The organism is Streptococcus sp. DTU_2020_1001019_1_SI_AUS_MUR_006 (assembly GCF_032340315.1).
In the GTDB taxonomy this organism is placed as follows: Bacteria; Bacillota; Bacilli; order Lactobacillales; family Streptococcaceae; genus Streptococcus.
This window is the reverse complement of the sequence record NZ_CP135436.1, coordinates 810,974-822,500: the sequence shown is the minus strand read 5'-3', so window position 1 is coordinate 822,500 and position 11,527 is coordinate 810,974. Positions and strand designations below refer to the sequence as shown.

The following is an 11,527-nucleotide window of genomic DNA, read 5'->3' as shown; positions in this document are numbered from 1 at the left end:
TTTTTCTGACCTTTCAGTCATAAACTCTTATTAATACTACAGCGTTTTCGGTTTATTTTCTTGTTACTATTTGATATAGATATTCAATTTTCAATGTGCATTACTTGGTGATCTCTCACCAATGGAGCCTAGCGGGATCGAACCGCTGACCTCCTGCGTGCAAAGCAGGCGCTCTCCCAGCTGAGCTAAGGCCCCACAAGACCTCTCAAGACTAAACAAGACCAATGTGCATTCCTTATCCTTAGAAAGGAGGTGATCCAGCCGCACCTTCCGATACGGCTACCTTGTTACGACTTCACCCCAATCATCTATCCCACCTTAGGCGGCTGGCTCCTAAAAGGTTACCTCACCGACTTCGGGTGTTACAAACTCTCGTGGTGTGACGGGCGGTGTGTACAAGGCCCGGGAACGTATTCACCGCGGCGTGCTGATCCGCGATTACTAGCGATTCCGACTTCATGTAGGCGAGTTGCAGCCTACAATCCGAACTGAGACTGGCTTTAAGAGATTAGCTTGCCGTCACCGACTTGCGACTCGTTGTACCAGCCATTGTAGCACGTGTGTAGCCCAGGTCATAAGGGGCATGATGATTTGACGTCATCCCCACCTTCCTCCGGTTTATTACCGGCAGTCTCGCTAGAGTGCCCAACTGAATGATGGCAACTAACAATAGGGGTTGCGCTCGTTGCGGGACTTAACCCAACATCTCACGACACGAGCTGACGACAACCATGCACCACCTGTCACCTCTGTCCCGAAGGAAAGCTCTATCTCTAGAGCGGTCAGAGGGATGTCAAGACCTGGTAAGGTTCTTCGCGTTGCTTCGAATTAAACCACATGCTCCACCGCTTGTGCGGGCCCCCGTCAATTCCTTTGAGTTTCAACCTTGCGGTCGTACTCCCCAGGCGGAGTGCTTAATGCGTTAGCTGCGGCACTAAACCCCGGAAAGGGTCTAACACCTAGCACTCATCGTTTACGGCGTGGACTACCAGGGTATCTAATCCTGTTTGCTCCCCACGCTTTCGAGCCTCAGCGTCAGTTACAAGCCAGAGAGCCGCTTTCGCCACCGGTGTTCCTCCATATATCTACGCATTTCACCGCTACACATGGAATTCCACTCTCCCCTCTTGCACTCAAGTTAAACAGTTTCCAAAGCGTACTATGGTTAAGCCACAGCCTTTAACTTCAGACTTATCTAACCGCCTGCGCTCGCTTTACGCCCAATAAATCCGGACAACGCTCGGGACCTACGTATTACCGCGGCTGCTGGCACGTAGTTAGCCGTCCCTTTCTGGTAAGATACCGTCACAGTGTGAACTTTCCACTCTCACACTCGTTCTTCTCTTACAACAGAGCTTTACGATCCGAAAACCTTCTTCACTCACGCGGCGTTGCTCGGTCAGACTTCCGTCCATTGCCGAAGATTCCCTACTGCTGCCTCCCGTAGGAGTCTGGGCCGTGTCTCAGTCCCAGTGTGGCCGATCACCCTCTCAGGTCGGCTATGTATCGTCGCCTTGGTGAGCCGTTACCTCACCAACTAGCTAATACAACGCAGGTCCATCTGGTAGTGATGCATTTGCACCTTTCAAGCAGATATCATGCAATATCTACTGTTATGCGGTATTAGCTATCGTTTCCAATAGTTATCCCCCGCTACCAGGCAGGTTACCTACGCGTTACTCACCCGTTCGCAACTCATCCAGAGAAGCAAGCTCCTCCTTCAGCGTTCTACTTGCATGTATTAGGCACGCCGCCAGCGTTCGTCCTGAGCCAGGATCAAACTCTCATTAAAAGTTTGAGTTCTCACTCATTTCTGTCACTGACAGATTTATTGTTTTTTTCATTGTTCAGTACTACAACCTTAGTTGTAGTGCCCTGCACATTGGTTCGTCTTGTTCAGTTTTCAAAGGCCTCTGTCACTCACTTCTCTCAAGTGACAACTATATTAGTATATCACAGTCGCTTTCGCTTGTCAACACTTTTTTGAAACTTTTTTTAATTTTTTTCATCTAGTGTTTCATCTGTAACATACTATAGTCCGTACGGGATTCGAACCCGTGTTACCGCCGTGAAAAGGCGGTGTCTTAACCCCTTGACCAACGGACCGGAGTTGTTATTTTCAACTCTTACTATTATACCGACTTTTCTTACTTTGTCAACACCTTTTTTTAATTTTTTTTTAGAAGTCTTGTAATGTTTCCTTCAGCTCTATGAGAAGGGCTTTGCGGCCTTTAAATCGTTCGTCTGCCCAGAGGCGTTCGTAGGCTTCTTGCTTATCTTCTGGTAATTTTCTTCTATAAGTATCCAACAATTCATGAAGAGCGTAGTAGTCATCCAACCACAATCCTCCTTCTGGTAGGCGATGGCTAATCTCCCCCTACTTCTTCATAGGCCATCCGGTCTAGGCGACGCTTTTGACTCTCTTGTTTTCTGACGCTATCAAGGATTCGATTGCGAAATTTTGTTTTGAAGTAGACGTAGAGTTTCTTTTCTTCTTCCACTAATTCTGGATGGTGTTCTAGAAGTTCATGGAGACAGATCATGCCTTCTTGGTCCCAATCCTCTTTCTCCCACAGGTGGAGATAGTAGTCTTTTCTACATTTATGAACAATTCCTTTTAACTTCTCATAATTCTTTTCAAGCATTTGCTTTCCCCCTTTCTCTGCTTGTAGTATAGCAGAGAAAGGGGGAAAGAGGGGCTTTGGTTTCTGTTTTGTGTTTTTTTGAGTCCAAGGTGTATTAGGAAGTATTGAGGAAGACAGATGAGAGATAAAAAGACAACCGTTGTCTCTACAGTTGTCTTTGTTTGTGATTTTATATTGATAATATTTTTGATTAAAGTTCTGCAATCTGATTAAGATTTACTTCTGCAACTGTATCATTACCAAACATTGAGATAATCATCTTAACTTTATTGTTATCAATTTCTGTGATCTTACCTGTGTAATCTGCGAAAGCTCCGTCAATAATACGAACAGTTTGACCAACTTCGACATCAATATCAAATTCTTGGACAGTTTGACCCATAGAAACTAAAATATCGCGAATTTCTTGTTCCAAAAGTGGAGTTGGTTTTGATCTATTTCCGTGTGAACCTACGAATCCTGTTACGTTTGGTGTGTTACGTACAACAAACCATGCTTCGTCGGTCATCACCATTTCTACAAGAACATAACCTGGAAAGCGATTTTCTTCGATTTCTTTTTTCTTTCCATTTTTTTCTACTTGCACTGTTTGTGTAGGAATTTCAACACGTAGAATATTTTCTAGCATATTGTATGTTTGTGCACGTTGCAATAGATTTTCTTTTACTTTATTTTCATAGCCAGAGTAAGTTTGTAGCACAAACCATCCTTTATCAAAACTATCCATGTTTTTTCCTTTCCTAACTGAAGAATTTCAGCGACTAGATCTTTTTCTTAGCTTATTTTAAAAAATATTAATAAAACGAATCAATCCGCTAACAATCAATTGGTCAAAAATATAAATCATCACTACAAAGAAAGCAGTGTATTCCATGATAGATTTAAAATCTAACCAACTTTCCTTGCGAGTCGGCCAAGTTGTTTCTTTAAGAAGTTTAAAAATATCCTTAATAAAACGCATCGTTTTCTCCTATCTCGTTTCTCGGTGTGTGGTGTACTTGCCACAGTGTTTACAAAATTTATTTACTTCTAAGCGTGTTGGTTTTGGATTGCCACTAATCTTAATCGAATAGTTTCTAGAACCACAAACCGCACAGGCTAGACTTGCTTTTTTAAGTGCCATAACGCCTCCATCTTACCTATTATAACAATAAACCTCTGCTTTGACAAGTTAAATCGTTTTTGATTTTTTAAGGTGATTTCTCAACTAATTTTTCAAAGTAACTTCCACTTGTTTTACCAAGGGATTTATCCAAAATACTTTTAAACATAATTTCTCAAAAGAAAAGCGTCATAACAAGTCAGCGACTCTAACTCCTGATCTAAAAAATCAAACAAGTCTAAAAATATTTCCCTTGGTATCGGTAAACTTGCTTCAAATTCTTTCTTCTGTTGCTGCTTATACTCTGCCAGTAATTTCTTTTTCTTCTCTTTTTCCATTTTCTCCTCCGACTAACTTCTCTGGTACTTTTGAGACTAATACTCAATGAAAATCAAAGAGCAAACTAGGAAGCTAGCCGCAGGTTGCTCAAAACACCGTTTTGAGGTTGTGGATAGAACTGACGAAGTCAGTAACACATATACGGTAAGGCGACACTGACGTGGTTTGAAGAGATTTTCGAAGAGTATAACTTTCTTCAACAATGTTCAACAGTCCTTCACTCCTCTCATTATAGCACTAAATTCCTTTTATTGATGAGATTTTTGATAGCAAACAAAAAGAGTCAGCAAGCCAACTCTTTCGATCTCTATTCACTTTTTTCCATCAAGAAATCATAGATTTCCTGGACTGTTCCAAGCGCCATAATCTCCTGATCTTTAACAGTTTGTTTTAGCTTTTGATAAATCTGACTTTCAGCCATATCACGCTTTTCAGCCTCTTTATTTACCCTCATGACTCCATTTTCAATGGTCACAAAGCCAAGCTCTTCAAATATCTGAATCATTTTGACTAATAGGATTTGCTCAATCTTGAGATAGGCTGCCAAATCCTTGAGTTTATAGCGAATATCGAACTCTGGGAACTGATAGATGGTTTTATACAATTTTGCAAACTGCTCTCTTGTGCCATAGCCCGTCAAGTAGTAAGCCTTAGCGATATCATTTTTAAAGTAAAGAGCTGAAAACTCCTGCTCCTGACAGATTTTCTTAAGGAGGGATATATCCTCAGGGATATTCTTAACGACAATAGCTGAACAAGAGGCCACATCAGGTAACTCTTGCGTAAAGTCCAAAACAGGTACACCTTCAGGTAACAGGGCATTCTTACCACGGATGTTAAAGAGCTGGACACCTTCTACACGGGCATCAACCATCATCAACTGCAAGGTTGTTTGTCCATTCCATTGATTGACAGAGAGAGTCACCGCCAATTCCAATTGCTTGGTCTGTGAGAATTCAGTCGCCCATTTCCCTTGACCAAAAGCGACCACCTCAAAACTAGCCTCACCTTTGGAAATTTTCAGCTTGAGATGAGCATTACCAACCCCCATAACGCGAGCATTTTCAACTTGAAAATCTCGAATATAAAAGACAGGTTTTTGGTTATCCATCCCAAAAGGAGCTAGGCGTTCAAAACTTTTCACTGTCTCCAAACTCAAGATCTCTAAGTCCAGTTCTTCATCTAAAAATAGATTGTTTTTACCTTGGGCATCTGCACCTTTTTCTCGAATATAGGCTTCCAAAAGATCAGATAAGACTTCCAACTTATCCACTTCAAGGGTCATACCTGCAGCACCTGCGTGACCACCAAAGGCGATAAATAGTTCCCGATGCGGGTCCAAAGCTTCAAAGATATCGACTGCTTCAATGCTTCGCGCACTCCCCTTGGCTCGTCCATCTTCGATATTCAGTACAATGACTGTCTGACCTAGTTCTTCAAGCAAGCGCCCAGCTACAATTCCAAGAACCCCCGGATTCCAGCCTTCCTTAGCCAAAACTTGAACACTTTTATCAGGATCCACCATGCCCTTGGCTTCATCGTAAATCGACTGAACAATTTCCTTACGTTCTTCATTCTTTTGATGAATCAAAAGGGCGATTTCATGCACTTCCTCATCGTCAAATCCAGTTAACAAATCAATAGCTGGATTGGGATCATCCAAGCGCCCTAAGGCATTTAAACGAGGTGCCAACTGAAAACCGACCGTTTCTTCTGTCACATCACTACTCGAAATCCCAGCAATTTCAAACATTTCTTGTAGACCCATTCGTTGAGTGTTGCGCAAGACCTCAAGACCATACTGGACCATGATACGATTTTCGTCCGTCAAGCTGACCATATCGGCAATTGTACCGATGGCAACCAAGTCCAACAACTCAACCTGCACTTCTTCTAAAAGGGCACAAGCCAACTTAAATGCGACACCACAACCCGCCAAATGCTTGAAAGGATAGTCCGCCCCTGGATGTTCAGGATGGATAATAGCATAGGCATCTGGTAAAACCTCAGGCATAGAATGGTGGTCAGTCACAATGACATCCACTCCCATAGACTGAGCCAAATCAATGGCCTCATGCCCCGCCACACCATTGTCCACCGTCACAATCAAAGACACACCCTGCTGTTCGATAAAATATTTGTAGACACTGGCATTTGGACCATAACCATCCGTAAAGCGATTGGGAAGATAAACCAGGCACTCAGCGCCTAACTGTTCTAAACTTTCCTTGACAATGGAAGCCGAAGTCATCCCATCCGCATCGTAGTCCCCGTAAATGAGAATCAGTTCCCCTTGCTCAATAGCATGGCGAATCCGCTCCACTGCCTTTTCCATATCATTTAAAAGGTAGGGATCATGCAAATCCTCCAAAGAAGGTTCTAAAAATTTTTTCAGACTAGTTTCATCCTTGATGCCTCGTTCAAATAACAAACGAGCTACTTCAGGTCCCAAACCAGCTTTCTTAGCTATCTTTGTAAAATCCGCATCCTCAACTTGCGGAGCAAATTGCCAATTATAAGTAGGAATTATCAAAAAAATCATCCACTCTTTCTTACGATTCTATTGTTTTATTATAACATGATTTCCAGTTTTTCTCTATCTGCTTTGCTTTTATCAAAATTTTACTAATTTTTTTGTAATATCATTTGACAGGAAAACGCTTTTGTTGTAGAATCAATGTTACAAAATCTAACACAAAGGAGAAGAATTATGACTTTAGTAGAATTTAAAGCTGTTGAAAAGTATTACGGAGACTACCACGCACTCCAGAATATCAACCTTCGTTTTGAAAAAGGCCAAGTTGTTGTTTTACTTGGACCATCTGGTTCTGGAAAGTCAACCCTTATCCGTACTATCAATGGTCTAGAGGCAATTGATAGTGGAAGTCTCCTGGTAAACGGACACCAAGTGGCAGGTGCTAGCCAAAAGGATTTGGTCCCCCTCCGCAAGGAAGTAGGTATGGTTTTCCAACATTTTAATCTTTATCCACATAAGACTGTGTTAGAAAATGTAACTCTTGCACCTATTAAAGTACTGGGTATTGATCCCAAAGAGGCTCAAAAAACTGCGCAAAAATATTTAGAATTTGTAAATATGTGGGATAAGAAAGATTCCTATCCAGCCACCTTATCAGGCGGACAAAAACAACGAGTAGCTATCGCTAGAGGTCTAGCTATGAAACCTGAACTCCTCCTCTTTGACGAACCAACCTCAGCTCTCGACCCCGAAACAATCGGCGATGTCCTAGCTGTTATGAAAAAACTAGCCCACGACGGCATGAATATGATCATCGTCACACACGAAATGGGCTTCGCTCGTAAAGTAGCTGATCGCATCATCTTTATGGCAGATGGGCAAGTCCTGGTCGATACAACAGATGTGGATGCATTTTTTGATCACCCAAGTGAACCACGCGCCCAACAATTTCTCAGCAAGATTATCAACCACGAAAGTGATAAGGTCAAATAAGGAGACACCTATGAAAAAGAATTTCTTTCTTGCAACAGTAGTTACCAGTCTTTTAAGCATTGGATTTGTGACATCAGTTCAAGCAGATACCAGCATCTCAGATATCCAAAAAAAGGCAGAAATCGTTGTTGGCGTCAAACAAGACGTCCCTAATTTCGGCTATAAAAACCCGAAAACTGGAGAATTCTCAGGTATTGAAACAGATTTAGCCAAACTGATTGCAGATCAACTCAAGGTCAAGGTCCGCTACGTTCCAGTTACTGCTCAAACTCGAGGTCCTCTGTTAGACAACGAACAAGTGGATATGGATATCGCCACCTTCACAATTACTGACGAACGAAAAAAACTCTACAACTTCACCAGCCCTTACTATACAGACGCCTGTGGATTTTTGGTAAATAAATCAGGTAAGATTAAAGATATTGAAGATTTAAACGGAAAAACCATTGGAGTCGCACAAGGATCCATCACCCAAAAGCTGATTACAGAGCTAGGTAATAAAAAAGGACTATCCTTTAAATTTGTCGAACTCGGCTCTTATCCTGAATTGATCACCTCCCTCCACGCCCATCGGATTGATGCCTTCTCAGTAGACCGTTCTATCCTTTCCGGGTATACCAGCAAAAGAACTGAACTACTTGACGATAGCTTCAAACCTTCTGACTATGGTATTGTAACCAAAAAATCAAACACGCAACTGAATGACTACCTAGATCAATTGGTTGTCAAATGGAGTCAGGATGGGACCTTGCAGGAGTTATACGGTCGCTACAATCTCAAACCTTCCAAACACTCAGCAGAATAAGGAGGTAGCTACATGATAGATTTATCATCTTGGACAGCTTATTTTCAACATTTTGGTCAATTTTTTAACGGATTTCTCTTTACTATAGCTATTGCTCTAGGTTCTTTTACCCTAGCCATGCTATTGGGCATCCTATTTGGTACCTTATCCACTAGCAAACATGGTAGTTTACGGATCTTGTCTCGTATCTTTGTCGAATTTTATCAAAACACCCCTCTCCTAGTTCAGTTCGTTATTGTCTTTTACGGCTTGCCTCTGATTAGTAACCATACTATCATGATTCCTATCTACTGGACTGCCGTTCTTTGCGTCGGACTCTACCACGGTGCCTATATCGCCGAGGTCATTCGATCAGGAATTCAGTCTATCCCTAGAGGCCAACTCGAAGCCGCCCTTTCTCAAGGATTCACCTACGCAAACGCAATGCGCCTGATTATCTTACCGCAGGCTTTTCGCATCATTCTCCCTCCCTTGACCAACCAAGTCGTCAACCTGATTAAGAATACTTCGACAGTAGCTATCATTTCTGGAGTTGATCTTATGTTTGTCACCAAATCTTGGTCCGCACTCAACGGCAACTACATCCCAGCCTTTTTAGGTGCTGCCTTCTTCTACTTTGCCCTCTGCTTCCCTGTAGCCCAATTTGGACGAAAAATGGAGCAAGCTAACAAAAAAGCTTATTCACTTTAGGAGGTTTTTATGGAAAGTATTCTTGAAGTTCTCAGTCTAGACAACCTCATCTTTATTTTAAAAGGTTTTGGTCTAACCCTCTATATCTCTTTGATTGCTATCACGCTTTCAACACTGATTGGAACCATCCTCGCTGTCATGCGTAATGGAAAAAACACCCTATTACGAATCCTTGCTAGTGTCTACATTGAATTTGTCCGAAATGTTCCTAATTTACTATGGATTTTCACTATTTTTTTAGTCTTTAAAATGAAATCTACCCCAGCTGGAATCACCGCCTTTACTCTCTTTACATCTGCAGCTCTGGCTGAAATTATCCGAGGTGGTCTTAACGCAGTGGATCAAGGACAATACGAGGCAGGGATGGCACAAGGTTTCTCCTATCGCCAAATCCTTTATCACATCATCCTACCGCAAGCCATCCGCAAGATGCTCCCTGCCATCATCTCTCAATTTGTAACAGTGATTAAGGATACAAGTCTTTTATACTCTGTAATCGCCCTCCAAGAGCTTTTTGGTGCCAGTCAAATTCTCATGGGCCGATACTTTGAACCGGAACAGGTTTTCAGCTTATATATCCTGGTCGCTCTAATCTACTTCAGCTTCAACCTAGCTATTTCAAGCCTTTCACGGACTCTAGCAAAACGTTGGCAACAAGCTGCAGAATAACAAGAGGTTGGGACAAAAAATCCCGACCTCACTTTTTATTAACAATCAAACATTGACGCGGTAGCTGATTGAACTTTTTGTTCGTCTTTTAGACTCCAAAATGCTCCTAATCATCCTCGCGGGGCTGGGACTACGAAATCGAGACTTTGTCTATCGATTTCTGTCCCACCGCCTTTTGAGAGAAATCTTTTTGCTTATTTCTTTACTAAAAAATAAGCTAGGAAATGTTAAACTGACAAACTCTATGCTAGACTAGAAATATGGAACATCATTTTAATCATCGAGCAGAATCATTTGATTCTCCAAAAAATCAATTTCTGGCCGATCTTGTTTGCCAGCATCTAATAAAACAAGTGCCTGATTTGTCAAACAAATCAATCCTAGACTTTGGAGGTGGAACTGGCCTTATCGCCCTTCCTCTTGCCAAACAAGCTAAATCAGTGACCTTGGTTGATATTGCGGACAAGATGCTTGCGCAAGCTCGTCTCAAGATTGACAGTCAAAAACTTGCAAACCTATACTTGATTCAACAGGATTTATTACTTGAACCACTTGAAGAAGAGTTCGACCTTATTATCGTCAGTCGAGTTCTTCATCATATGCCTAATCTTGATGACAGTCTATCTATGTTCAAGGAACATTTGACTCATGGCGGACAACTCTTTATTGCTGATTTTACTCTACCAGCTGGAGAGACACACGGTTTTATCATTTCTGAACTTGAAGAAAGCCTCAGCCAACAAGGTTTCTCGGAAATAACAAGTCAAATACTCTACAGCTCAGACCATCTCTTTCTCCATAAACCTTCCCAATTATTTCTTACAAGTAGCAAAAATATTTAGCCCTTAGAGTATCAGACAAGCACTAAAAACAAAGCAAATGCTAATCTTTACTCAGTTTTTGCATTTTCCCAATAGATAAGGTATAATAGTTGTATTGTCTTTTGGGGTCGTTACGGATTCGACAGGCATTATGAGGCATATTTTGCGACTCGTGTGGCGACGTAAACGCCCAGTTAAATATAACTGCAAAAAATAACACTTCTTACGCTCTAGCTGCCTAAAAACCAGCAGGCGTGACCCGATTCGGATTGCTCGTGTCTGATGACAGGTCTTATTATTAGCGAGATACGATCAGGCTTTGTCTAGCAGTTTGATAAGAGATTTATAGACTCGCAGTTCCTAGGCTTGAGTTATGTGTCGAGGGGCTGTTAAAACAATACATAACCTATGGTCGTAGACAAATATGTTAGCAGGTGTTTGGACGTGGGTTCGACTCCCACCGGCTCCATTATATTAAAAAAACGTTGATGTTCTCAACGTTAGAACGAAGACAAAGTCCTTGGAAGTCAAGTTTCCAAGGGCTTTTCTTTGTGTAAAGTCGTATAATAGAGGCAAGAAGAGTTGTGAGGTGTTCCTATGTTTCAAACGTTGATGATATCAACGTTTTTTCTGTCATCATACAATTTTACAATGTTACATCAAGACACTTGAAAGATGGCAACATTAACTTTTCTTCTATGGGAAAAATAGCATATATAGTGGATTGAACTTAGAGTAGTACAATATAAATTCTAAAACATTTTTAGAATTTAATTTGACTTTCCTAACCTCTTTGTTCACATCTTATTTCAATCAACTATACATTGAACAGCTATTCAATTGAATTTTTAGCATTTTAAAGATCTGTAAGACTGACATTTCCCCTTTCTCCTAATCATTATCCATCAAAAAAACCGTAAGAATTTCTTCTTACGGTTTTTCTAGCAAATTCATAGAATTGAGATTCTCAGTTTTGCTTTATTTGAG

At 41.4% G+C, this 11,527-nt stretch carries 10 protein-coding genes, 2 tRNA genes, 1 rRNA gene, 1 other RNA gene and 1 pseudogene; 6 read left to right on the top strand and 9 right to left on the bottom strand.

The window, feature by feature from the left end; translation table 11 throughout:
- Window positions 1-122: 122 nt before the first annotated feature.
- The 9 genes and pseudogenes from RRU92_RS04105 to recJ form a co-directional block, all read right to left on the bottom strand.
- Window positions 123-195: transfer RNA gene (locus RRU92_RS04105), tRNA-Ala, on the bottom strand.
- A 50-nt stretch (window positions 196-245) separates the two neighbouring features.
- A 16S ribosomal RNA gene (locus tag RRU92_RS04100) occupies window positions 246-1,792 on the bottom strand.
- Between the two features lie 242 nt (window positions 1,793-2,034).
- Window positions 2,035-2,106, bottom strand: a tRNA-Glu gene (locus tag RRU92_RS04095).
- 73 nt (window positions 2,107-2,179) lie between these two features.
- Window positions 2,180-2,645, bottom strand: a pseudogene (locus RRU92_RS04090) (sigma-70 family RNA polymerase sigma factor).
- A 190-nt stretch (window positions 2,646-2,835) separates the two neighbouring features.
- Window positions 2,836-3,372 carry a transcription termination/antitermination protein NusG gene (gene nusG / locus RRU92_RS04085; RefSeq protein WP_045763385.1) on the bottom strand — a complete coding sequence of 179 codons (537 nt, stop codon included), beginning with the start codon at window positions 3,370-3,372 and terminating at the stop codon, window positions 2,836-2,838.
- A 57-nt stretch (window positions 3,373-3,429) separates the two neighbouring features.
- Window positions 3,430-3,606 (bottom strand): preprotein translocase subunit SecE, encoded by a 177-nt coding sequence (gene secE, locus RRU92_RS04080; protein ID WP_001211016.1) that lies wholly within the window; start codon window positions 3,604-3,606, stop codon window positions 3,430-3,432.
- Between the two features lie 9 nt (window positions 3,607-3,615).
- Entirely contained in the window at window positions 3,616-3,768 is a 153-nt protein-coding gene (gene rpmG / locus RRU92_RS04075) for a 50S ribosomal protein L33 (RefSeq protein ID WP_001809375.1), read from the bottom strand.
- 140 nt (window positions 3,769-3,908) lie between these two features.
- Window positions 3,909-4,085, bottom strand: a complete 177-nt coding sequence (locus tag RRU92_RS04070; protein WP_248036022.1) for a hypothetical protein — start codon at window positions 4,083-4,085, stop codon at window positions 3,909-3,911.
- A gap of 308 nt (window positions 4,086-4,393) precedes the next feature.
- On the bottom strand, window positions 4,394-6,619 hold the full coding sequence (gene recJ / locus RRU92_RS04065) for a single-stranded-DNA-specific exonuclease RecJ (RefSeq protein ID WP_315640903.1): 2,226 nt from the start codon (window positions 6,617-6,619) through the stop codon (window positions 4,394-4,396).
- A gap of 177 nt (window positions 6,620-6,796) precedes the next feature.
- On the opposite strand from recJ, the gene RRU92_RS04060 reads away from it, so the two are divergent.
- From RRU92_RS04060 to ssrA, 6 genes are all read left to right on the top strand, one after another.
- Window positions 6,797-7,555, top strand: a complete 759-nt coding sequence (locus tag RRU92_RS04060) for an amino acid ABC transporter ATP-binding protein (protein ID WP_281335773.1) — start codon at window positions 6,797-6,799, stop codon at window positions 7,553-7,555.
- 10 nt (window positions 7,556-7,565) lie between these two features.
- On the top strand, window positions 7,566-8,360 hold the full coding sequence (locus RRU92_RS04055) for a transporter substrate-binding domain-containing protein (RefSeq protein WP_281335772.1): 795 nt from the start codon (window positions 7,566-7,568) through the stop codon (window positions 8,358-8,360).
- Between the two features lie 12 nt (window positions 8,361-8,372).
- On the top strand, window positions 8,373-9,050 hold the full coding sequence (locus RRU92_RS04050) for an amino acid ABC transporter permease (protein ID WP_315640696.1): 678 nt from the start codon (window positions 8,373-8,375) through the stop codon (window positions 9,048-9,050).
- Window positions 9,051-9,059: 9 nt separating this feature from the next.
- Window positions 9,060-9,719 carry an amino acid ABC transporter permease gene (locus RRU92_RS04045; protein ID WP_248036026.1) on the top strand — a complete coding sequence of 220 codons (660 nt, stop codon included), beginning with the start codon at window positions 9,060-9,062 and terminating at the stop codon, window positions 9,717-9,719.
- A 260-nt stretch (window positions 9,720-9,979) separates the two neighbouring features.
- Complete coding sequence (locus RRU92_RS04040) at window positions 9,980-10,561, top strand: class I SAM-dependent DNA methyltransferase (RefSeq protein WP_248036027.1); 582 nt, start codon at window positions 9,980-9,982, stop codon at window positions 10,559-10,561.
- Window positions 10,562-10,664: 103 nt separating this feature from the next.
- Window positions 10,665-11,012: a transfer-messenger RNA gene (ssrA, locus tag RRU92_RS04035) on the top strand.
- The last annotated feature ends 515 nt before the right edge of the window (window positions 11,013-11,527 follow it).